We start from the raw sequence: 23,517 nt of genomic DNA, 5'->3' as shown, positions 1-23,517 counted from the left end.
TATTAGTAATTACCGGAGCCATCATGATTGGCATTACGAAGTTTTAATTGATAAAAAACGAAAATGAAAGGTGAGGAGTGCAATGCTCCTCCCTTTTTAGAAGGTACTATTAAATGGTAATTTTAGTAGAATAATTATAAAATGAAGCTAATTAGTTCGGTGAAAGGGTGATGAGGAGATGAACCGCGGTAAACATGTGGGCTGGGCTGCGCTCATTCTAGTTCTGTTAATTAGCGGGTGGGGAGGAGTGCATTTAGTACACGCGTCCCAAACACGAACGCAATCTTCGCAAGTGGTGACGTTGTTTGTGCACGGCTACGGGAGTAGTGCGCATGCGGAACAGCACATGGTGAAGGCGGCTGAACGCGCCGGGGTGACCCGGACGGTGGTGCGCGCCGATGTTAGCACCCGGGGGAAAGTCCACTTGTCACGAAAGTTTAGTAAGCAGGCGAAGAATCCAATCGTGGAAGTTCAGTTTGCCGCTAACCGGGAGCCACAGTCGACCAAAAACGCAGCGTGGCTTCATCAGGTAATTGTCCAGCTTCAGCGGGAAGACCACGTGCAACGGATTAACTTCGTGGGGCATTCCAAGGGCAACGTTGATATTATGACCTACCTATTGCGGTATGGGAGTGATCCGAATTTGCCCCGGGTAGAAAAACAGGTGGCGATTGCCGGACCGTTTAACGGGGTACTCCGGATGACCGGAAGTAATTCACCGTTAACCAAGGCGGGCGTACCGACCCAGCCAACCGCGACGTACCAGCGAATTGCACAACTCCGACGGACGTATCCGCAGGGAATCCGGGTGCTGAACATTTACGGCAACGTTAACGGGACAAATGCGGACGGGACGGTTGGAAATAATTCATCCCGCGCAATGCGGTCCCTCACGGTCCGGGCTAAATCATACCGGGCGGTCATGATTTCGGGATGGAAGGCCCAGCACAGTCGGTTGCACGCCAATCACCAGGTTGACCAGTTACTGATTCATTTTCTGTGGCAAAATAGGATTAAGGAGGTGCGGTGATGCCAGAATTAACGGTAATTATGCCCGTTTATAACGTGGCGGCGTACCTTAAGCACACCTTAACAAGCTTGCAGCGGCAAACGATGCCTGAGTTTAAGGTCATCATTGTAAATGACGGTTCAACGGATGAGACTGCCGCAATTGCCCAGGCAGTGTGTGCGCGTGATTCGCGTTTTACGCTGGTAACCACCCCGCATAAGTCGGCTGCGCATGCCAAAAACGTGGGTGTTCAGCGGGCGACGACACCGTACATTACGTTTGTTGATGGGGATGACGTCCTTGACCTGACGGCGTTTGCGGGGTTCGTCCCGCTTTTAAAACAAGCACCGGATTTAATTATCAGTGATATTGCGTTTGACGGCCCGGGTAACCAAAAACGCCAATCGCACTTAAACCTGCCACCGAAGATGAACAGGGCGGCATTCATTGCTGCTTTTCCGCAACTGTACGCGGCTGACGGAATGTTTTATAACTGCAACAAGGTTTACCGCCGGGCGTTGTTCCAGCCCCTCACTTTTCAGGATTTACCGGTAGGTGAGGATACGGTCCTGAATTACCAGTATTTCTACCAGTGCTCGTTGGTCCTCACCAGTTCACGTGTATACTACCACTACCAACAGCGGGTTGGCTCGGCAGTGAACCACTATGATGGTCGCCGGCTGGCCGTACGGGCGACGGAAACAGCGGCACTGTGCCGGTTATTGAAGCGGTGGCACAGTCCGGCAACCGCTTCGTTAATTACTGCGGACTGGTTAAAAACGCTGACACTGTGTCGGAAAAACATATATTTTTCCCGGCCAGACGGGACCCGGCTCACCCAACCGGAACGGCTTACCAAGCTACGGCGAATCTTGACGGAGTGCCTGCAGCATATTGATGAGCAGCAGTGTTCGGCTTCCCAACAACAGCAGATCGAGCAGTACCGGCAATTACTGCAGGATCCAGAAGCATTTCGTCAAGCGGACCAGCAGTGGTTAAACGAAAATAATGACATTATGTTTTAAAAAAGAAGGAGGTCGTGACCTTAGTCGCAACCTCCTTTGGTTTATTTAATTGTCAAAAGCAACGTGCTCAATTTGGCTAGGGCGGATAATCCGCTTAACCTTTTTTCCGGGGACGGTCAGAACCAACGCATCAGTAGTGTTTAGCCAATTAAGAATACCGTGGAGTGGTGCCTCACCGGTTGTGAGGGTCACAGTAACGGGTGTTTGTCCGTCAACCAACTGGCTAAGTGGCGTGGTTTCAGTGGTAACCTGACGCTGAACCGCCGCTTCCGGCGAAAAGAAGTATTCGAACTGCGAGTTTAACTGGTGTAAAAAGGTCGCAATCGACTTACGCGTTAACATGAACTTGTCCCCCTTCTTAACAAGATGATGACTTTATTATACAAACGAGCGTTCGAAATCGCAACAGAAAATTACGATTAAGTTACAAAACATTGACAGTTTGTAACCTAACCCTTGTCAGAATGGGGCGTTCCGCCGTATGATGGTTACAATAAGTTTGATTAAGGGTGAGAAGAGGAAGTATGGCGAAAAGAGGAATGTTGATCGTTCTGTCCGGGCCGTCGGGTGTCGGCAAGGGGACGGTTCGGAAGCGGATTTTCGAACAGGACGATAATAAGTTTGATTATTCTGTTTCAATGACTACCCGGAAGATGCGGCCGGGAGAAGTCAACGGAAAGGACTACTACTTCGTTTCGAAGGAGGAGTTCGAGCAGGAAATCGCAAACGGAGGCATGCTGGAGTATGCCCAGTACGTCGACAACTACTACGGTACGCCGTTGAAGTACGTTAACGAAAAGCTCGACAGTGGCAAGGACGTTTTCCTGGAGATCGAGGTTAAGGGCGCAATGCAGGTGCGGGAGAAGTGTCCGGATGGGCTCTTTATTTTCCTGACACCGCCGGATTTAATGGAACTCCGGCAGCGGATTATTAATCGGGGCACCGATGACATGGCGACGATTGATAAGCGCATGGAAAAAGCTAAAGGCGAAATTGAAATGATGCAGAATTACGACTACGCCGTTGTGAACGATGAAGTTGATAAGGCTGCGGAAAAGATTAAGACCATTATTCGGGCAGAACGGTGGCGTGTAAAGCGCTTCTTACCCGACTACAAGAAACACCTAGGAGATGAACTTAAATGATTTTATACCCATCAGTTGATAAGTTATTAGAAAAAGTTGATTCCCGGTACTCACTGGTGATGCTGGCTGCCAAGCGGGCGCACGAGCTTGATTTGGGTGCTTTACCGCTGTTAAGCAAGTACAATTCAAGTAAAAACGTTGGGCGGGCCCTGGAAGAAATTGCGGCTGGGAAGCTGAAGATTAAGGGTGCCGACCAAGAAAAGTAGGGACTGATGAACCGGGCGACCGGTTCTTTTTTTTACCCGCAAATCTTGCTAAAATGAAAGCATAATTAACGTATTTATTTAGGGAGGGAAGTAGCATGACAAAGCACATTGTAGTCGCGGTCACCGGCGGAATTGCGGCGTACAAGGCAGCCACCGTGGTGCGCGATTTGATGAAGGCTGGTTGGGACGTGCGGGTAATGATGACTGCCCAGGCCACCAAGTTCGTTACGCCCTTAACGTTTGCTACGCTGACGGATCATGCGGTAGCGACCACTCTGGGGCCGGCTGATCAGCCCCTCGTACACGTCGAATTAGCGCGGTGGGCGGATGCAATGGTAGTCGTTCCGGCAACGGCCAATGTTCTCAGTAAGGCTGCTTGGGGAATCGCCGATGATTTAGTGACGACCACCCTGTGTGCGGCGGCGTGCCCGCGCCTCTTCATCCCCGCAATGAATGATCAGATGTACGCCAACCCGGCAGTCCAGCGCAACATTACCCAGTTACGGGCAGACGGCGCGCGCGTGATGGAACCCGCAACGGGGCTGCTTGCTGAGGGGTATGCCGGAAAGGGCCGGCTTCCCGCTCCTGCAGAAATTAGCGCGTGGATTCACCGGCAACTGGTGCATGGCACAGCGCTTGCTGGCAAGCACGTTCTGGTAACCGCCGGCCCGACCCGGGAGTACCTTGATCCGGTGCGCTATCTTACCAACCCTTCAAGTGGGCGGATGGGATATGCGCTCGCAGCGGCTGCGCGTGATCAGGGCGCTGTGGTGACGTTGGTCAGTGGTCCGACGGCGCTTGATCCCGTTCCGGGAGTAACGTTGGTTGCGGTGCAAACAAGTGCGGAGATGGCGCAGGCCGTTTTTGACCGCCAGGAACAGGCGGACGTGATTATTGCGGCAGCGGCGGTTGCAGACTACGGCGTGGAGCATCCTGCCCCCGAAAAAATCAAAAAGAGTGGTGCTGATTTGACCCTCCACCTGCACCAAACGAAGGATATCATCGCAACGGTGGCCAAAAACAAGCGCCCGGATCAGTACGTGGTGGGCTTTGCGGCGGAGACCACAGCGGTGGCAGAGCATGCCCGCACCAAACTCCAGAAGAAACAGCTGGATATGGTGGTGGCAAACGATGTGAGCGAACAGGAAATCGGGTTTGGCAGCCGCGAGAACGCGGTGACCATTTTCACGCCTGACAAGGCTCCCCAGGAGGTTACACGGGCCTCAAAGCACGCCATTGCAACCACCATTATTCAGGCCATTGCGCGCCATCTAGGGCAGGTGAGTGATCATCAGTAAGTACGTTGGGGTAATTGTTGACGTTGCGACCCAGCAAACGAACCGTCCGTATACGTACCGGGTACCGGAAGAACTGACAACGGTGGTTGCACCGGGAATGCGGGTGGAGGTCCCGTTTGGCCGCCGGCAAGTTCAGGGGTTCGTCGTGGAAACAACGGATCAAGCACCGGAAGGGGTCAAACTCCGTTCCCTGACACGCCTGGTTGACGTCAATCCCGTGCTGGGGGAAGAACAGCTCCAGCTTGCCGATTGGCTGGTAGGGCAGACCTTTGCCTTTAAGATTAGCTGTCTTCAGGCCATGTTGCCGGCTGCCATGCGCGCTCAGTATCAGAAAACAGTTGTGCTCGTTGCACCAGAAAAGGTCCCGGCGGACGTGTGCCCCCTCTTTGGGGAGAAAGGGGAAATTGCGTTTGATGACGACCGGCTTACTCCGGCCGTAATGCGAACAATCGCCGAATTACAGCGGAGTGGGGCGGTTAAAATCGTTTATCACGTGACCGAACGTGGGCGCAAGAAGACCGTTCCGCAGGTTGTACCGTGTAAAACAGCCGCGGAGTACCGCGAGTTGGCCACCCACGTCCGGACGAACGCTGTCCGGCAACGGGAGTTACTCGACCGGTTAGCCCAACTCGATGCGCCGGTTCTGCAGGCGGACTTTTTGCGGGGGACACACTTAACAGTGGCGCACCTCCGGACTGCCGAAAAGCAGGGGTGGCTCACCCGCAAACAGGTCGAGCAGTACCGTGATCCGTTCAATGCTCCGGTAAAGAAAACGCAGGCGCCGCCCCTGATGCCGGATCAGGAAAAGGCCGTTACGGCCATCACCGCTGCGGAGAAAGCCAAGACCCCGACGCCGTTTTTGCTCGAAGGGGTAACGGGGAGCGGAAAGACGGAGGTTTACCTCCAAACAATTGCCGCTGCCCTTAAGTATCAGCGCACCGCATTGATGCTTGTTCCGGAAATTGCGCTGACCCCGCAGATGGTTAACCGGGTGCGGGGCCGGTTTGGCCACCAGGTGGCGGTGTTACACAGCGGATTATCGGTGGGCGAAAAGTATGACGAGTGGCGCCGCATTGCCCGTGGCGAGGCCCAGGTTGTGGTTGGCGCACGGTCGGCTGTCTTTGCTCCGCTAAAAAACATCGGCATCATCATCATTGATGAGGAACATGAAGGAAGCTATAAGCAGGATAGTATGCCGCGGTACCATGCCCGGGACGTTGCTTTATGGCGGGCACGGTACCACCAGTGTCCCGTTGTCCTTGGAAGTGCCACGCCGGCGCTGGAATCCCGGGCCCGGGCGCAAAAGGGCGTGTACCAGTGGCTGCGGTTACCGCACCGGATTAACGGTCAGGACTTACCCCGCGTGCAGCTCGTTGACATGCGGCGCGTGATGGGGAAAACGCAGGTGGCGGACTTTTCGCCGCAGCTAGTGACGGCCCTCCGGGAACGGTTGAACCGCAACGAACAGGTGGTACTTATGCTCAACCGGCGGGGGTATGCCGCGTTTGCGATGTGCCGGGAGTGTGGGTTCGTAGTACAGTGCCCCAACTGTGACATTTCGCTAACGTTTCACCGTGACCGTCAACGCATGCAGTGCCATTACTGCGGTCACGAGCAGCCGGTCCCCCAAAAGTGTCCACAGTGCGGGAGCCGTTATATTGGCTTTTACGGAACGGGGACGCAAAAGGTTGCCGAAGAACTTCACCAGTTGGTGCCAGCGGCCCGGGTTTTACGGATGGACGTTGATACGACCCGGCGGAAAGGCGCCCATGAACGAATCCTCGAACAGTTTGGTAACCATGATGCGGACGTTCTTTTGGGAACACAAATGATTGCCAAGGGGCTTGATTTTCCCAACGTTACCCTGGTAGGCGTCCTGAACGCAGATACGGGGCTGAGTTTGCCTGATTTTCGCGCGAGTGAACGAACGTTTCAGCTATTGACCCAGGTCAGTGGCCGCGCCGGACGAGCAGATAAGGCCGGGGAAGTCATTATCCAAACGTTTAACCCGGACCACTACGCAATTCAACTGGCGGGTAAGCAGGATTATGAGGGCTTTTTTGTGCGGGAAATGCAGGTGCGGCATCAAAATGATTATCCACCGTACTTCTACACGATCCAGCTGACGGCAAGCGGGCCGAAGGAAGCACAGGTCCTGCGGGTTCTCGCAAAAGTTCGGGGGGAGTTAACCCGCCTTTTGTCACCGCAAGCCCGCCTGCTCGGACCGACCCCACAGATGGTGACGCGGGTAAATAACCGGTATTATTACCAATTGATCATTAAGTACAAACAAGAACCCCAGTTGCAGGCATACCTTCAGAAGCTTGCCTTACGGACCCAACGGCTTAGTCGGCAGCAGATTCAGCTGACCATCGACCGGGATCCACAGGGGTTTTAGGGGAAGGAGTTCGGAATGACATCAGTAGTATTTATGGGAACGCCGCAGTTTGCCGCTCCGATTTTGACGGCGGTGATTGATGCGGGTTATGACCTTTTAGCGGTTGTTACCCAGCCAGACCGGCGGGTCGGACGGAAGCGACAGTTGACCGCTTCCCCCGTTAAGCAGGTTGCCCTTGAGCACAACATCAAGGTGCTTCAGCCCGAAAAACTCAGTGGCAGTGCGGCCATGGAAGAGATAATTGCTATGCAGCCTGACTTCATTATTACCGCGGCGTACGGACAATTTTTACCAGAAAAGCTGTTGCAATCCGCGCAGGTGGCGGCCATTAACGTGCACGGATCACTCCTCCCGCGGTACCGTGGAGGGGCGCCGGTGCAGTACGCCATCATGAACGGGGACCAGCAAACGGGGGTCACCATCATGTACATGGTAAAGGCCATGGATGCGGGTGACATAATTGCCCAGGAGCCGATTCCAATTGGCCCCAATGATGATACCGGGACGATTTTCGCACGGATGAGTGATGTGGGGGCAACGCTTTTACTGCAGACGCTTCCCCGCTTGATTAAGGGGCAGGTTACCCCGGTTCCGCAGGATGAATCCCAGGTGGTCTTTTCCCCGACAATTAAGCCGGAACAGGAGCAGCTGACCCTTGATATGACTGCCTCCCAGGTTGATTGGCACGTGCGGGCACTCCGGCCACAGCCCGGAGCGTACTTTGCGCACATGAACGAGAAACGCACGAAGTTTTGGCAGGTGACGCCCCTCAGCGAGCCAACAACCGCGCCAAGTGGAACCGTCACCGTGCGGACTAAGCACCGGCTCGTGCTTGCGGCCGCTGAAGGGACCCAGTACGAAGTGAACGAGTTGCAACCGGCAGGGAAGCCCCGGATGGAGATTACGGCTTACCTGAATGGCGGCGGTCAGCAGATTAAGGAAGGAATGCAGGTAATTACCGATGCAGATTAATGAAACGCCGCGCTACCTGGTAGTTGATATGCTTGACCGGGTTATGCGGCAACACGCCTATTCAAACCTCACTTTAAACCAGGTTCTCAGCCACCATGCGCTGACTAGGCGGGACCAGCGGCTTTTAACGCAGCTGTTTAACGGGGTGTTACAGCACCGGTTAACGCTAGAATATTGGCTGGCCCCGTTTATTCGGGAAAAACAGCTGACCCCCTGGGTTCATGAACTTTTGTTAAGTGCCCTGTACCAGATGCACTACCTTGATCGGATTCCCGACCGGGCGGTGTTTAGTGAAACAATTGAAATTGCCAAACAGCGCGGCCACGCTGGGATTCGGCGGTTTGTAACCGGTGTTCTCCACGCCATTCAGCGTCAGGGAGTCCGCCCAATTAGTGCCATTACTGACCCGGAAAAACGGTTAAGCGTAACGGCAAGTGTCCCGCAGTGGTTGGTCCGCCAGCTGGTGGCAGAGCGCGGTTTTCCCCGGACAGAGCGGATGCTGGCAACCATTAATGACCCCCCGGTGCAGAGTGTGCGGCTGGTTCATCCGGATGACCGTGAAAGGGTGATTCGTGACCTGCAACAGGCGAACTTAACGGTCACGCCGAGTCCCATTGCCCCAGATGGGCTGCGGGTAACGGGCGGGTTTGTCCCCGCAACCGCGGCTTTTCAGCGGGGCTTAATTACGGTTCAGGATGAAAGTGCCCAGCTTGCGGTGGATGCCCTCGCGGTGCAACCAGCAGACCAGGTGTTAGACGCGTGCGCGGCCCCGGGCGGAAAAACAACCCAGATTGCCGGAAAGCTTACCACCGGCCAGGTAATGGCGCTTGACCTGCACGCTCATAAGGTCAAGTTAATTAAGCAAAATGCCACCCGGTGCGGGTTAGCCGCCCGGGTCACCGCCCGGCAGCTCGATGCCCGCCAGACAACGGCGACCTTTGCGTCCGGTTATTTTGACCGGATTTTGGTGGATGCGCCGTGTTCAGGAATTGGGCTTCTTCGTCGGAAACCCGAAATTCGGTACATGAAAACAGCGGCTGACTCAGAACAATTGCACGCAATCCAGGGGGCGATTCTTGACGCCGTTGCCCCGACGCTGCGGGTGGGGGGCCGGTTGGTGTACAGTACCTGTACCATTTTGCAGCAGGAAAACGAGGGGACGGTGACGGCTTTTCTCGCCCGGCATCCCGAATATGCCCTTGAGCGCGTGCAAACAACCAAGAACGTTAAGGAACAGCGGGAAACGGATGTGCTCACAATTTATCCGGATGACTTCATGACGGACGGGTTCTTCATTGCAACCCTCCGGCGCATTAAGTAGGAGGTGGTTCTAGTGGATGTTGACTACGAAACGATTATCGGCAAGGTCCGGCAGCATAACGAGGATGCCGTCCAGGTGGTTACCAACCAGGGCGGCGTGGGCGCAGCAATTGTTGCTGACGGGCTGGGCGGCCACCAGGGCGGTGAAATTGCGTCCAAGATGGCGGTTTCCAGCCTCGGGTTTCAGTTTCAGCAAACAACCCTGACCACCCCGAATGCCATTGAACCGTGGCTTCAGCAGGCAATTCCCCAGGAAAACAGCGCCATTATTGAACGGTCGCAGGAGTACCCCGACCTTGCAGGAATGGGGACGACCCTGGTGTGTGCCTTTATTTTCCCGCGCGAATTTGTGGTTGCCCATGTTGGGGATAGCCGGGCGTATGTTTTTCGGGGGGGCCGCTTACAGCAGCTCACCACGGATCATTCCCTGGTAAATGAGTTATTGGCAGCGGGTGAGCTGAAGCCGGAAGACGTGCCGGCGTTTCCCCACAAAAATGTCATTACCCGGACCCTGGGAATTTCAGAACAGGTGAAGGCGGACGTGGCGACATTCCCGTTTCTTCCTGACGACCAGCTGCTTCTGTGCACGGATGGCCTGTACAAGCTCGTAGATCAGTCAGCAATGGAACAGCTACTAACAACGGCCCCCACAGTGACGGCGGCGGTTCACCGGTTGGTCGAAGCGGCCAATGCTGCGGGTGGAACGGACAACATTACGGCCCTTGTGGTTAAGAACGAAGGAGGCGAGTAGGATGAAGGTTGGCTACATTTTAAACGAACGGTATCAAATTAACGCCCTCATTGGTGAAGGCGGCATGGCAAACGTTTACCGGGCGCGGGATTTAATTCTCAACCGGGACGTGAGCGTGAAACTGCTGCGGTTGGATCTCCGGGATAATCCGGATGCAATGCGACGGTTTCAGCGGGAAGCGTACGCCTTAACCGAACTTACGAACCCCCACATTGTGACCATTTATGATTACGGGGAAGAAGGTGGCATGCAGTACCTGGTGACCGAATACGTTGCGGGAACTGACTTACGGACGTACATTAAACAGCACTTCCCGTTCCGGTACACCGAGGTGGTCCGGATTATGGACCAGATTCTGGACGCAATGGCTGCGGCCCACGCGCACAACATTATTCACCGTGACTTGAAGCCGCAAAATATTTTGATTGATAACCAAGGAAACGTGAAGGTGACTGACTTTGGGATTGCGCTGGCTGATTCCATGACGCGGACTAACGCCATGGTGGGATCGGTTCACTATATTTCCCCGGAACAGGCCCGGGGCGGGGCGGTCACGGCCCAGTCTGATATTTACTCTTTGGGAATCATCCTGTTTGTGCTATTAACCAACACGTTGCCGTATAACGGGGATACGCCCGTTGCAATTGCCTTAAAGCATAGCAAGGAGGCCATGCCGTCCGTGCGGAAGTATGACGTGGGAATTCCCCAGTCGCTGGAAAACGTGGTTCTCCACGCCACGGCGAAAAAACGGACGGACCGCTACCAAACGGTGACGGCAATGAAAAAGGACCTTGATTCTGCCCTGTCATTTGAGCGGCAGGGGGAAGTCCGGTGGGAACCCCGCTCCTACGTGGACGAAGAGACAAAGGTTCTTCCAACGCTCAAGGCGGCAACGCCGGCAACACCTTCGGAAGAAGCGCCAGCCAGCATACCAACAGCCCAGCCTGCTTCGGCAACCGAAAAACCAGCGTCGGCTTCCCATAAGGCGGACCACCGGCGCCGGCACCCCCACCGGTGGCGGTGGGTCATGGCAGGAGTTGGGATTATTCTACTTGGCATCTTAGGTGGGGGCGCGGCGTGGGCGCTCATCCCCCAGCAAGTCCCGGCAGTTGCCGGCATGACGGTGGCGACAGCCCGAACGGCGTTACAGGAAAAACATCTCCGTGTTGCCGGGGTGACAAAGCAGTATAACGCCCACTACTTAGCTGGTCAGGTCATTACGACCACGCCTGGTCAGGGGAAGAAGGTGCACCGGAACGAGGCGGTGAAGTTGATCGTTTCCCGCGGGGCGGATCGCAAACGCTTCGGTGATTATCAGGGCCAGTCGTTTACCCAGGTGAAACGCCGGTTGGAGCACCAGGGGATGACGGTTCTCCGGCAAAACGTGTACGTTCCGGGGATGGCAGCCGGCCAAATTGTGGACCAGAGTATTGCCGCCGGGGAGCGCGTTGTTCCCCAGCAGACAACGGTAACGTTAACTGTAAATACCGGCCAGCAACTGTTTCACGTAAAAAACGTCACGGGCTGGTCACTTAAACACTTGAAGCAGTATGCAACGGAAGAGAGTTTACGGCTGGTGATTATTAATAAGCCCACCAGCAACTACCCGAATAATACGGTGATTAGTCAACAACCGGCTCCCCGGGTGTACGTGCGCCACGGGGCCGCACTCCGGGTGGTGGTTGCGGTTAAGCCGGGAAGCACAACCCGGACAACAACGGAAGTCCCAATTAGCAATCCTGGGACTCTAAGGAGGAACTAAATGGAAGGACAGGTGCGGCAATCGTTAAGTGGCTATTACGACGTGGAAAGTGATGGGCACGTATACCGAACCAGGGCGCGGGGAAAGTTGCGGCAAAAACGCCTGGCTCCCCTGGTAGGGGATCGGGTTGAGTTTAAGGTTGATGAGGGGGCCGAGTACGGTTACCTTTTGCGGGTGTTTCCCCGGAAGAACGAACTGGTCCGGCCACCAGTTGCCAATATTGATTGCGCTGTTGTGGTCACTGCGGCAGTGGAACCCGCCTTCAACCAGAACCTCCTGGACCGGCAGCTCATCATGCTGGCAGCCCAGCGGATTACGCCGGTGCTGTACTTTTCAAAGGGAGATTTGACGACCCCTGAGCAGCGAAAACAGCTTGCGGAGAAGGTCGCATATTACCAGCAGTTTTACCGGTGCTTTTTCCCCGAAAAAATGGATGACCAGGAAACGTTAGCGACACTCCGGACGGCCCTTACCAACCAGGTCGCGGTTGTGATGGGGCAAACCGGAGCGGGAAAGTCGACGCTCCTTAACCAGTTAGCCCCCGAATTAGGCTTGGAAACGGGGGTCGTCTCCAAGGCGCTTTCCCGTGGAAAACACACGACGCGACGGGTAACGCTGCTTCCCGTTGGGGCTGCGCTAATTGCTGATACGCCGGGGTTCTCATCGTTTGAACTGCGAAACCTCACCCGGGAAGACGTCCCAGGACTGTTTCCAGAATTTGCCAGCAGGCAGGCAGGGTGTAAGTTCCGGGGGTGTTTGCACCTCAACGAACCCCACTGTGCCGTAAAGGCGGCCGTTGATGAGGGGCAAATCGACCAGCAGCGGTATGCCGATTACGTACAGTTTCAGGACTGGTTGGCTCACCAGCGGCCCCAGTACGGGAAAAAATAGGAGGGTGCATGATGCAGCAGGTAAACGTGTTAGTCGGGGGACCGGGCGAGTTTCTCCCGGAGGATGTCTTTACCCGTGTCGGGCAGTGGCTTGGTGTTGACGGTGGTGCCGTAACCCTTGCGCAGCACCACCGGAAGATGATTGCTGCCATTGGTGATTTTGATACCGCCGGCCGGATGGGGTGGGCGGTTGAGCAGGTCAGCTTGTGGGCTAACCTGCTGGTGCAGGCCCCACCAGAAAAGGATGATACCGATACCGAGTTAGCGTTGCGGTGGCTGGCGACCACCATGCCTGAGGCAGCCATTACGGTGTACGGGGCCACGGGAGGACGGCTGGATCATTTGTTGGCCAACATCCTTTTTCCCTTACGGCCTGAATTCCGGCAACTGGCTTCCCACGTAACGCTGCGGGACCGGCAAAATGTGGTCCGCTTTTATCTTCCGGGAACGCATAAACTGGTACCGGAAGACCAGGCCCGCTATTTAGCGGTGATTCCCCTGATGCCCGTTACGGGATTAACCCTACGTGGATTAAAGTACCCGTTGACGGAGGCGCACTTTTCCACCGCCCGCGCCCTTGTTAGTAACGAGTTTAGCGCCCCAACAGCTCAGTTGAGTTTCACTCAGGGTGTGGTGGGTGTAATTCAAAGCAGGGACCTTTCAAATCATGGATAAAGAAAAAGCATGCATCCCAATTAATCGCAGGGATGCATGCTTTTGCATAATAAAAAAGACTCCTAAGGGAGAGGAGCCTTTCACTAACTATACGCGCTTAACCTTACCTGACTTAAGCGCCCGGGCTGAAACGTAAACCTTCTTCGGCTTACCATCAACCATGATGCGGACCTTCTGCAGGTTCGGCTTCCAGCTCCGGTTTGATGAGTTCAAAGCGTGAGAACGCTTCTTTCCGAAGGTGGTCTTCCGGCCAGTGATGTAATCTTTTGCCATCGTTAACCCTCCCTTAGCACTAGATTGCAAGTAAAACTTGCTCATTCAGTTAATAAAGTTATCATAGGATCCCAGCGATTGCAAGGAAAAGTGTAAAGTAAATTTGCTTGGCAGGATTTATTTCTGGTGCATGGGATGGAGCGTAACTTTTAATCTGGCGGGGGCTGTGCTATCATCGTACTATGATTATTTGACCATTGAAGGAGGCTGGGTGCTCATGGCAGTTAAGATTCAAAACCAGTTTGGGAGCATTGATATTGATAACAACGTAATTGCATCCGTTGTTGGCGGTGCGGCCACTGAGGTTTTTGGCATTGTTGGGATGGCCAGCAAAAACCAGATTCGGGATAACTTAAATGAGATCCTGAAGCGGGATAACTTTGCCAAGGGAGTCGTTGTCCGGCAGGATGGCGATAAGATTGCTGTGGACGTCTACATCATTGTGGGGTACGGCACAAAGATTTCTGAGGTGTGCCGGAACGTCCAGAATAAGGTCAAGTATAACCTGGAATCCATGCTCGGAATTACTGCTGATGCGGTGAACGTAATTGTGCAGGGCGTCCGCGTAATCGACGCCGAAACTGAGCGTAGGTAGGAGGATATGGTCTTGAAGGTTTCCGAAATAACTGAAACTGAATTTCGTAAGATGGTCGCGGTTAGTACCCGGCGGCTGAATGAAAATGCTGATTTTATCAATAAGTTAAACGTCTTTCCCGTTCCGGATGGCGATACGGGCACAAACACCAGCATGTCCCTGGCAAGCGGGGCCAAGTACGTTGCGGAATCGGCAGCAACGAGTGTTGGTGAACTAACGACGGCCCTAGCAAAGGGACTGTTAATGGGCGCCCGGGGAAATTCCGGGGTAATTTTGTCCCAAATTTTCCGCGGCTTTGACCGGTCAGTTGGAAAAAAAGAAGCGCTCACGGCGCAGGACTTAGCCGATGCGATTACGAGTGGGGCTGAGACCGCTTATAAGGCAGTCATGAAGCCCACTGAAGGGACCATTTTAACGGTGGCCCGGAAGGCGGCGGAGGCTGCGCGGCATACCGTTAAGCAAACAGACGATGCGGCACAGGTCATGCAGGCGGCTGCCGATGGCGCGGCTGAGGCATTAGCGACCACCCCTGATTTACTTCCTGTTTTGAAGGAAGTGGGGGTCGTTGATTCTGGTGGTCAGGCGTTGACGTTTGTTTACCAGGCGTTTGCGGATGCCCTAACCGGAAACGTGGCGGCTGATGAGACCCACCAGCCAACCCCAGGTGAAATGGAAGGCATGGTGAGCGCTAAGCACCAGGAGGCTGCCCAAACCCAGCTTAACCCGGAAGACATCAAATACGGTTACTGTACCGAAATCATGGTGCGGTTGGGAGCCGGGAAGCTCGTTGATAAGCAGTTTGACTACGATGAGTTCCGGGGTTACCTGAATAAGCTCGGTGATTCACTGCTGGTAATTGCTGATGACGAGGTTGTTAAGGTCCACGTTCATACGGAACACCCGGGGAAAGTGTTATCCTACGGCCAGCATTTCGGGGCCTTAATTAAGGTGAAGGTAGATAACATGCGCCTTCAGCACGAAACCATCCTGGAAGAAAACGGGGTGGACGATCAGCCAACACCGCAGAAAAACGAAGTTGCGGGTGACTATGGCATCATTGCGATTGCTTCCGGGGACGGAATTGCGAAGATGTTTACCGGATTAGGGGTAACCAACGTTCTCAGCGGCGGACAGACAATGAACCCAAGTACGGCTGATATTGCCGCTGCAATTAAGGCAACTGGGGCTGATAAGGTCATCGTTTTACCGAATAACAAGAACATCTTTATGGCAGCGGAACAGGCCGCCGAGGTGGTTGACGCTGATGTTGCCGTTGTTCCAACCAAGACGATTGCGCAGGGGATGACAGCGTTACTCGACTTTAACAAGGACCTTTCCCTCGCGGAGAATGCGGAAAACATGGCCGCTAATCTTGATGACGTCAAGTCCGGCCAGGTGACGGTTGCTGTGCGGGACACAACGATTGACGGGCGGACAATCCGGAAGGGCGACTACATGGGAATTGTCGACGGTACCATCGTCGTAACAAATGCCGACCAGAAGAAAGCAGCCGTGGAAATGGTTGGACACATGTTGGACGAAGACAGCGAAATTGTAACGATTATTTACGGGAAAGATGGCAATGAGCAGGAAGCACAAGCGATTAAAGCGGCCGTCTTAACCCTGGATGATGAACTTGAAGTTGAAATCCATGCGGGGGATCAACCGGTTTACCCGTACCTGATTTCAGTTGAGTAAAAACTCCTCCGGGTGATTGGTCCGTGTGGCCGGTCACCCTTTTTGTGGTTTAGTGGAGGTGAATGGTATGGACGAACTTGCCCAGCCCGTGACTGTCTTAACAGGGGTCGGGCCTAAAAAGCAGCAGGCCCTCAATAAACTAGGGATTAATACAATTGAGGACTTGTTGGTTGATTACCCGTTCCGGTACGATGATTTCACCACAAAAAAGGTTGATGAAATTGCGGATGAGGAAAAGGTAACCCTCAAGGGCGTGGTCGGTTCCGAACCGGTGCTAACCCGGTTTGGGCGGCGAAAAAGCCGGTTAAATTTCCGGTTGGTACTTGACTCGGCGGTGATTATGGTGACGTTTTTCAACCAGCCATACCTCAAAAAACAACTCACGCTAGGAGCAGAAGTAGGGGTCTACGGAAAATACAACGCGGCCCGGCAACGGTTGACTGGCATGAAGCTGATTAACCTGCAAAAGATTAAGGACCGTGGCTTTCAGGGCGTTTACCGGGCTTCCAATGAAATCAAAGCCAATACTATCGAGCAGCTTGTCCGGCAGGCCTACGACCGCTTTCATCCCTCTATCCGCGATGTGGTCCCGGTAAGCCTGCGCCAAAAGTATCGCCTCGAGCCACGGGAACAGATGATCCATGACATGCATTTTCCGGCAAACATGCAGGCGGCCAAACAGGCGCGGCGGTCGGCCATCTTTGAGGAGTTCTTCCGGTTTCAAGCGGAACTCCAGTATGTCCGCCGGCGCAACCAGCACGAAGCCGGGTTAGCGATTAAGTACGATGTTACGAAACTACGGGACTTTATTCACCGGTTACCCTTTGAGTTGACGACCGCCCAAAAACGGGTGGTAAACGAGATTTGTGCGGACATGCTGCGGCCGGTGCACATGAACCGGCTTCTGCAGGGGGACGTGGGGTCCGGAAAAACGGTTGTTGCTGCAATTGCGATGGATGCCGTGGTTAGTGCGGGGTTTCAGGCGGCGTTAATGGCGCCTACTGAAATTCTGGCCGAACAGCACGCTGCCAAACTAGCGCAGCTATTTGAACCCCTGGGAATTACCGTGGGGTTACTTACTGGGAGTTCCGCGTCCCGGGCAGTCCAGCGGCGGGAGTTGCTGACACACCTGGCCAACGGGGACATCGACATCATTGTGGGGACCCACGCATTAATCCAGGATCCCGTTGAGTTTCACAACCTCGGGTTAATCGTGACCGATGAACAGCACCGCTTTGGGGTGAACCAACGCCGCGCCCTGCGGTTGAAGGGGGAGAATCCCGACGTGCTGGCAATGACCGCCACGCCGATTCCCCGAACCCTTGCGATTACGTCCTACGGTGAAATGGACGTTTCCGTTATTGACGAACTTCCGGCCGGCCGAAAGCCAATTAAGACCACCTGGTTACGGAAAACCCAGTTAAATGACGGTTTAGGGTTTATCGAAACCCGCCTTAAAGCCGGGGAGCAGGCCTACGTTATCTCCCCCCTCATTGAGGAGAGTGACGCGGTCGAACTTCAGAACGCCACGGCCGTTTATGAACGGTTGACGGAACGGTTTGCGAACTACCGGGTGGGCTTACTGCACGGGCAAATGAGTGCCGACGAGAAGAATGCGGTCATGCAGGCGTTCAAGGACCACCAGATTGACGTGTTGGTTTCCACAACGGTAATCGAAGTTGGGGTGGATGTCCCTAACGCCACGACCATGATGATTCTTGATGCTGATCACTTCGGGTTAGCCCAGCTTCACCAGTTACGCGGCCGGGTCGGACGGGGTGCTGCCCAGTCGTACTGTTTACTGGTGGCCGATCCCAAAACGGATTACGGGAAAAAACGGCTTGAGACAATGACCCAGACGACCGATGGGTTTGTGATTGCCCAACGGGACCTGGAACTCCGGGGGCCTGGCGAAGTAATGGGCGAACGCCAATCAGGGTTGCCCGCATTTAAGGTTGGTGATCCGGTCCAGGACCTCACCATCCTTGAAGTTGCCCAGCAGGCCGCCCATGCGGTAGTGTTTGCGGCGGACTTTCCAACCAATCCGGAATACGCAGCGTTGCGTGATTACCTGAAAGGCCGGATTTTACGGGCAGGGAATTTTGATTAGTACCAATTTAGGGTAAAATAGAAAAGAAGTAATTTAAGTATCGTGAAAGGAAGAGAAGCCATGATTAAATTAGCAGTTGATGCGATGGGCGGTGACAACGCACCGGCAAGTGTTGTTGCGGGGGTTGAACGGGCCCGGGACGAGTTTAACGACGTTGAATTTATTCTGTTTGGGGACGAAGCTAAGGTCCGGGCGGTCTTAAAGAATGACGAACGGATTACGCTGAAGCAGGCGGATGAAGTCATTACCATGAACGATGAACCGGTTAAAGCGGTGCGGAAAAAGAAGACGTCCTCAATGGTGATGGCCGCCAACGCAGTTAAGGAGGGCGAAGCGGACGCTTTGTTCTCATGTGGAAATACGGGAGCCCTCTTAGCTTCTGGACTTCTGATTGTTGGCCGGATTCGGGGAATCGTGCGGCCGGGATTGCTGTCAACGCTACCGGTCATTTCACTGAAAGGTGGATCCTTTAACCTACTGGATAGTGGGGCTAACGCTGATAGTAAACCAGAACAGCTGTACCAGTACGCCCTTCTTGGAAAGTACTACGCTGAAACCGTCCGGGGCATTAAGAACCCGCGGATTGGTTTGCTGAATAACGGGGAAGAACCGCATAAGGGAAGCAAACTGACGGTGGCAGCCCACCAATTAATCGCCGCTGATTCAAGCATTAATTTTGTTGGGAACGTTGAGTCCCGGGCAATCGTTAACGGAGTATGCGACGTCGTGGTTGCAGACGGGTTTACCGGGAACGCCGTTCTTAAGTCAATGGAAGGGACCGCTTCGGCCTGCATGCACCTGTTAAAGGACGCCGTTCTTGACGGGGGCATCGCCGGTAAGCTGGGCGCCTTATTGATGGGTAAGAGCCTGAACAAGGTAAAGGCTATGATGGACCAGTCCCAGTACGGCGGCGCTGTGCTTCTGGGAGTTAAGGCGCCGGTTGTTAAGGCGCACGGTTCAAGTGATGCCCGGGCGGTTTACGCCACGATTAAGCAGATCCGGGACATGATTAACGGTGAAATGTTACCGCGGTTTAACCGGTTCTTTGCTGCGCAGCGGGCTGCCCAAAAGGAACAGGAAGAAGCCGCTGACCACGCCGAATAAGGGGGAATGAGACCGTGATTATTGGACTTGAACATCACCTGGCCACCACCTTTGGCATTCATTTTCATAATCCTGCGCTGCTAGATGAAGCCTTTACCCAGGCGTCATACGTCAACGAGCACCCCAAAGAGCACCTCAAATACTACGAACGAATTGAGTTCTTAGGGGATGCCGTTATGCAGCTGTGTGTGTCGGAATACCTGTTTAAACGCTACCCGACAATGCCGGAAGGGAAGCTGTCCCGGTTGCGGGCTGCCATGGTATGTGAAGACAGTTTTAGCAAGTTTGCTAAGGAATGCCACTTTGACGAGTATATTCGGCTGGGAAAGGGTGAAGAGAAGGCGAACGCCCGGCAGCGGCCATCGCTTCTCTGTGACATTTTTGAATCATTTATCGGGGCGCTCTACCTTGATCAGGGTAAGGACGCCGTTGTGCGGTTTATCAGTCGGGTGGTCTTTCCCAAGCTTGACATGGGGTGGTTTGACCACTTACTTGACCATAAGACCGAGCTGCAAGAACGCTTGCAAGAAAACGGTGACTGTCACATTGAGTACCGCTTGGAGGCAGCTAGCGGACCGGATAACGACCGTCAGTACACAATGACTGTGTGGGCAGACGGGCACCAGATTGGGGAAGGAACGGGTCATTCCAAGAAGGCTGCCGAACAAGCAGCTGCAGCGCAAGCATTGCGTGGAATGGCTGACGGACGGAGTGAAGAACGTTAATGAAACTGAAATCACTGACGCTAACCGGCTTTAAGTCGTTTGCGGACAAAACAGTAATTGACTTTCAACCCGGAGTGACCGGAATTGTGGGGCCGAACGGGAGCGGAAAGAGTAACATCACCGAGGCAATTCGGTGGGGCTTAGGTGAACAGTCCGCTAAGAGCCTGCGGGGTGGAAAGATGGCGGACGTCATCTTTGCCGGAACGAGTGCCCGCTCTCCGCTCAACCGGGCTGAGGTCGTTTTAACTTTCGATAACAGCGACCACCTGTTGCCACAACAACCGGCGACCGTTGAGGTTATCCGGCGGTTGTATCGGGACGGGACTAGTGAGTTCTGGCTAAACGGCCGGCAGGTGCGGCTACGGGACATCGTGGATCTCTTTTTGGATACGGGCCTGGGGAAGGAATCGTTTTCGATCATTTCACAGGGGCGCGTCGAAAAAATTTTCAATAGTAAACCAGAAGAACGCCGGGTAATCGTTGAGGAATTAGCCGGTGTTTTGAAGTATAAACAAGAAAAGAAGCGGGCCCAGCAGGAGTTGGCCGGAACCAAAGAACACCTGGAACGGGTCGTTGACATTATTACCGAATTAAAGGCGCAACGGGAGCCGCTCAAGGAGCAGGCTAGCATTGCCCGCGACTACCAGCACCAAAAAAAGCAGTATGACTACCTGTACCAGAGTAAACTGGTGGTCGAACTTGAGGAAAATAAACGGCGGCGTGCTCAGTTGGCGGCCGATGTTGAGCAGGCGCGTGCGCTGGCAGCCAAGACCGGTAATGACCGGCGGAAACGGCAGCAGGCTGCTGCAGAAGTGCGGGCAACCCTGCAGGAAAAGGAACGGGCAGTAGATCAACTGCAAGAAAACGTTGTGCACCTCACCCAGCAGCACGAGCACCTTGTGAGTGAACAGCGGGTGCAGCAACGGGATGCGACTTTCCAGCAGGAGCGCTTAGCAGCCGGGCAAAAGGAATTAGCCCGGTTAACGGCGGAAAAAGAGCAGCAGGAAATGCAGGTTAACCAACTTCAGCAGGTTATTAAGCAACTCCAGCAGGAATACGCTGTGGCAACAAAGCGGGTAGCCGCCCTTGCACCAGCAGCCCAGGCTGATGATCAACTGACTGATGCATTGCAACAAGCCCAGGCCCGGGTGACCGCGCTAACAACCGCCCAGTCCGTTGCGCGGGCCCGGATTGCGGACTTACAAACCCGCCAGCGGCAGGAGACTGACCACCCGGACGTCCAGGACGCTGCTGCCCAGCAGCACCTTGAAGAGGCGCAAGAGCACCTGGCAGCAGCTCAGCAAGCTGTGCACCAGACTACGGAACAGTTAAAGAAGCTAGCAGCTCAACGCCAGGAACAGAATGACCAGTTTCAGGCCGTGGTTGATAAGGAACGACAGCTGCGCCGGCAGGCCCAACAAGCCGACCGAATTTACCAGCAAGCTCTCACCCGGATGGAAACCCTCAAGGGAATGGCTGCCAACTATAACGGTTATTACCAGGGAGTGCAGGCAGTGATGAAGGCCCACCTTGACGGGGTGGTTGGGACGGTTGCCGACGTAGTAACCGTGCCATCCCAGTATGCCGTGGCCATCGAAACGGTCCTCGGTGGGCAGTTACAAAACATCGTTGCTTCTGACCAGACCGCTGCGCACCAAGCAATTGAGTATCTTCGGGCGCACCGGGCGGGCCGGGCAACGTTTTTGCCGCGCCAATCAGTAACCCCCCGTCAGTTAGCCCTTGACCAACGTGCCCGGGCTGCGCAAATTGACGGTTTTCAGGGCGTGGCTGCCGAACTGGTTACTAGTTCCCCCGAGAATGCCCGGGTAGTAGCCCACCTTTTAGGCGCAACGGTTGTGGCTGCTGACTTAGCGGCGGCCACCCGGATTAGTAACGCCTTAAACCGGCGGGTGCGGGTGGTAACGCTTGCCGGCGATTTGATTAGTGCGGGCGGGGCCATGACCGGGGGCGCAACGCGGCACAAACGGCCGGGAATTTTAGCCCAAAAGCAACGCCAGGACGAACTGGCAGCGCAGGTCAAAACAATGGAAATGCGGCTGCAGGCCCTCAACCAGACAATTGAAAAAACGCATGCCCAAGCAGAAACACTGCGCCAGCAGAATGCCGCGGTGAACCAGGATATTGACCACCTGCGGGCAACCCTCGCAACGCAAAACCAGGCGGTCACCACTGCTGAAGGGGCGGTGAATCGGTGGCAGCAGTCCGTTACCGCTGAAAATAAGCACCAGCAGACGGCAGCAGCCACTGCCCGCCAGATTAGGCAATTAGAAGCAGAATTAGCAACCACCACCGCAGCCGTGCACGATGCGACCCAGCAGGTGGAGAACTTGACCGCCAAGCAACGGGAAAATGCGGCTGCTCAGCAAAAGCAGTCCGCCGAATACACGGCCGCCACAACAACGGTGACGGCAAAGCAGGCGGCGTTAAAGGCCCAGCAAGCGCGCCTGGCGGATGCTGAACAACGGGTAAAGGCTACGACCACCCGGATTCGCGAACAAAAAGAAGAACTTGCTAGGATTAACCATCCTGGCTCATCTGATGCGACAGCATCCCTCAAACAGGAGGTTGCCGCGGTCCATGAGCGGCTCGTTGCCGCCATGGAGCAAGTGGCCGAAGCCAAGGAAGCCCGGCAAAAGCTTCACGATCAGGTGACGGCAATTGAACAGCAACTTACCCGGGCCCAGGAATTGGCTGCGGATGCCCGTGATGAGTTGCACCGCCGCCAAACGGCTCTTACAGCGTGCGAAGAACTCATGGATCACCACCTTGAGGCCCTGCGTACCAAATATGGGGTGACGTATGAGGCAGCGGCAGCAGCCAAACATGAAACCGACATTGCGGTTATCAACCGGCAACTCCCGCTCCTTAAACGGGGAATTGATGAATTAGGAACGGTTAACCTGGGAGCCATTGATGAGTTTGACCGGGTTGACCAGCGGTACCAGTTTCTGACCCACCAGCAGGCTGATTTACAGGCAGCGTGTGATCAATTAACTGCCACCATTAACGAAATGGACGGCGAAGTGGTAACTAAGTTTAAAGCGGCGTTTGACCAACTCCGGGGTGCATTCCAGCAGATTTTCCCCCAGGTCTTTGGCGGGGGCCGGGCCGACCTCGAACTGACAGCGCCGGATGATTTACTGGAAACGGGGATTGAGATTACCGCCCAACCACCGGGAAAGAAGCAGCAAAACATGCGCCTTCTTTCAGGCGGTGAACGGGCACTGACGGCAATTGCCCTGCTCTTCGCAACGTTACGGGTCCGGCCGGTGCCGTTTGTGATCCTGGACGAAGCGGAAGCCGCCCTTGATGACGCCAACGTAGCCCGGTACGCGCAGTTTTTACGGCGGTTTGATACCGACACGCAGTTTATCGTAATTACCCACCGGAAGGGGACCATGATGAACGCCAGCGTCCTGTACGGGGTAACGATGCAGGAGGCTGGGGTGTCAAAGATGGTTTCCATTGCCGTTGATGACGCGGTGAATTCAAATCAGGAATAAAGTTTGGTAGAATACTACTCAGGAAAACGCACGAACG

General features: G+C 54.6%; 20 protein-coding genes. 18 read left to right on the top strand and 2 right to left on the bottom strand.

From position 1 onward, the window contains the following. The first annotated feature begins 247 nt into the window (after positions 1-247). On the top strand, positions 248-1,030 hold the full coding sequence (locus QOR60_RS02475; RefSeq protein WP_283581775.1) for an alpha/beta hydrolase: 783 nt from the start codon (positions 248-250) through the stop codon (positions 1,028-1,030). Then, on the top strand, positions 1,030-2,034 hold the full coding sequence (locus tag QOR60_RS02470; protein ID WP_283581774.1) for a glycosyltransferase family 2 protein: 1,005 nt from the start codon (positions 1,030-1,032) through the stop codon (positions 2,032-2,034). Before QOR60_RS02475 ends, QOR60_RS02470 begins: the two co-directional genes overlap by 1 nt. Before the next feature lie 45 nt (positions 2,035-2,079). On the opposite strand, the gene QOR60_RS02465 is transcribed toward QOR60_RS02470, so the two are convergent. After that, positions 2,080-2,376 (bottom strand): hypothetical protein, encoded by a 297-nt coding sequence (locus QOR60_RS02465; RefSeq protein WP_283581773.1) that lies wholly within the window; start codon positions 2,374-2,376, stop codon positions 2,080-2,082. Between the two features lie 182 nt (positions 2,377-2,558). On the opposite strand from QOR60_RS02465, the gene gmk reads away from it, so the two are divergent. The 10 genes from gmk to QOR60_RS02415 all read left to right on the top strand — a co-directional run bounded on the left by gmk (position 2,559) and on the right by QOR60_RS02415 (position 13,451). Further along, the gene (gene gmk / locus QOR60_RS02460; RefSeq protein WP_283581772.1) at positions 2,559-3,179 is read left to right on the top strand and encodes a guanylate kinase; all 621 of its coding nucleotides are present in this window, start codon (positions 2,559-2,561) and stop codon (positions 3,177-3,179) included. Continuing rightward, positions 3,176-3,385 carry a DNA-directed RNA polymerase subunit omega gene (rpoZ, locus tag QOR60_RS02455; RefSeq protein WP_283581771.1) on the top strand — a complete coding sequence of 70 codons (210 nt, stop codon included), beginning with the start codon at positions 3,176-3,178 and terminating at the stop codon, positions 3,383-3,385. The genes gmk and rpoZ overlap by 4 nt, the downstream gene beginning before the upstream one ends. Positions 3,386-3,480: 95 nt before the next feature. Next, complete coding sequence (gene coaBC / locus QOR60_RS02450; RefSeq protein WP_283581770.1) at positions 3,481-4,683, top strand: bifunctional phosphopantothenoylcysteine decarboxylase/phosphopantothenate--cysteine ligase CoaBC; 1,203 nt, start codon at positions 3,481-3,483, stop codon at positions 4,681-4,683. Continuing rightward, positions 4,676-7,081 carry a primosomal protein N' gene (gene priA, locus QOR60_RS02445; RefSeq protein ID WP_283582008.1) on the top strand — a complete coding sequence of 802 codons (2,406 nt, stop codon included), beginning with the start codon at positions 4,676-4,678 and terminating at the stop codon, positions 7,079-7,081. Before coaBC ends, priA begins: the two co-directional genes overlap by 8 nt. A 15-nt stretch (positions 7,082-7,096) precedes the next feature. After that, positions 7,097-8,053, top strand: coding sequence for a methionyl-tRNA formyltransferase (gene fmt / locus QOR60_RS02440; protein WP_283581769.1), 957 nt, complete (start codon positions 7,097-7,099; stop codon positions 8,051-8,053). Next, positions 8,043-9,374: a 16S rRNA (cytosine(967)-C(5))-methyltransferase RsmB gene (gene rsmB, locus QOR60_RS02435; RefSeq protein WP_283581768.1), complete on the top strand. Its 1,332-nt coding sequence runs from the start codon at positions 8,043-8,045 to the stop codon at positions 9,372-9,374. The genes fmt and rsmB overlap by 11 nt, the downstream gene beginning before the upstream one ends. A gap of 12 nt (positions 9,375-9,386) precedes the next feature. Next, entirely contained in the window at positions 9,387-10,124 is a 738-nt protein-coding gene (locus QOR60_RS02430; RefSeq protein WP_283581767.1) for a Stp1/IreP family PP2C-type Ser/Thr phosphatase, read from the top strand. A 1-nt stretch (position 10,125) separates the two neighbouring features. After that, positions 10,126-11,886 carry a Stk1 family PASTA domain-containing Ser/Thr kinase gene (pknB, locus tag QOR60_RS02425; RefSeq protein WP_283581766.1) on the top strand — a complete coding sequence of 587 codons (1,761 nt, stop codon included), beginning with the start codon at positions 10,126-10,128 and terminating at the stop codon, positions 11,884-11,886. Continuing rightward, positions 11,887-12,777, top strand: coding sequence for a ribosome small subunit-dependent GTPase A (gene rsgA / locus QOR60_RS02420; protein WP_283581765.1), 891 nt, complete (start codon positions 11,887-11,889; stop codon positions 12,775-12,777). Between the two features lie 11 nt (positions 12,778-12,788). Next, positions 12,789-13,451 carry a thiamine diphosphokinase gene (locus QOR60_RS02415; protein WP_283581764.1) on the top strand — a complete coding sequence of 221 codons (663 nt, stop codon included), beginning with the start codon at positions 12,789-12,791 and terminating at the stop codon, positions 13,449-13,451. A gap of 87 nt (positions 13,452-13,538) precedes the next feature. Here QOR60_RS02415 and rpmB read toward each other — a convergent pair whose 3' ends face one another. Next, complete coding sequence (gene rpmB / locus QOR60_RS02410) at positions 13,539-13,724, bottom strand: 50S ribosomal protein L28 (RefSeq protein WP_283581763.1); 186 nt, start codon at positions 13,722-13,724, stop codon at positions 13,539-13,541. 217 nt (positions 13,725-13,941) lie between these two features. Here rpmB and QOR60_RS02405 point away from each other — a divergent pair, with 217 nt between their 5' ends. The 6 genes from QOR60_RS02405 (at position 13,942) to smc (ending at position 23,480) form a co-directional block, all read left to right on the top strand. Then, the gene (locus QOR60_RS02405) at positions 13,942-14,319 is read left to right on the top strand and encodes an Asp23/Gls24 family envelope stress response protein (protein WP_283581762.1); all 378 of its coding nucleotides are present in this window, start codon (positions 13,942-13,944) and stop codon (positions 14,317-14,319) included. Between the two features lie 12 nt (positions 14,320-14,331). Continuing rightward, positions 14,332-16,017, top strand: coding sequence for a DAK2 domain-containing protein (locus tag QOR60_RS02400; RefSeq protein WP_283581761.1), 1,686 nt, complete (start codon positions 14,332-14,334; stop codon positions 16,015-16,017). 67 nt (positions 16,018-16,084) lie between these two features. Beyond that, on the top strand, positions 16,085-18,127 hold the full coding sequence (gene recG / locus QOR60_RS02395; RefSeq protein WP_283581760.1) for an ATP-dependent DNA helicase RecG: 2,043 nt from the start codon (positions 16,085-16,087) through the stop codon (positions 18,125-18,127). 60 nt (positions 18,128-18,187) lie between these two features. Further along, entirely contained in the window at positions 18,188-19,231 is a 1,044-nt protein-coding gene (gene plsX / locus QOR60_RS02390) for a phosphate acyltransferase PlsX (RefSeq protein WP_283581759.1), read from the top strand. Between the two features lie 14 nt (positions 19,232-19,245). Continuing rightward, on the top strand, positions 19,246-19,956 hold the full coding sequence (rnc, locus tag QOR60_RS02385; RefSeq protein ID WP_408612534.1) for a ribonuclease III: 711 nt from the start codon (positions 19,246-19,248) through the stop codon (positions 19,954-19,956). Further along, positions 19,956-23,480, top strand: coding sequence for a chromosome segregation protein SMC (gene smc, locus QOR60_RS02380; RefSeq protein ID WP_283581758.1), 3,525 nt, complete (start codon positions 19,956-19,958; stop codon positions 23,478-23,480). Before rnc ends, smc begins: the two co-directional genes overlap by 1 nt. The last annotated feature ends 37 nt before the right edge of the window (positions 23,481-23,517 follow it).

It is taken from the genome of Ligilactobacillus hohenheimensis, from assembly GCF_947381805.1.
Lineage (GTDB): Bacteria > Bacillota > Bacilli > Lactobacillales > Lactobacillaceae > Ligilactobacillus > Ligilactobacillus hohenheimensis.
This window is presented reverse-complemented; position numbering and strand designations above follow the sequence as displayed.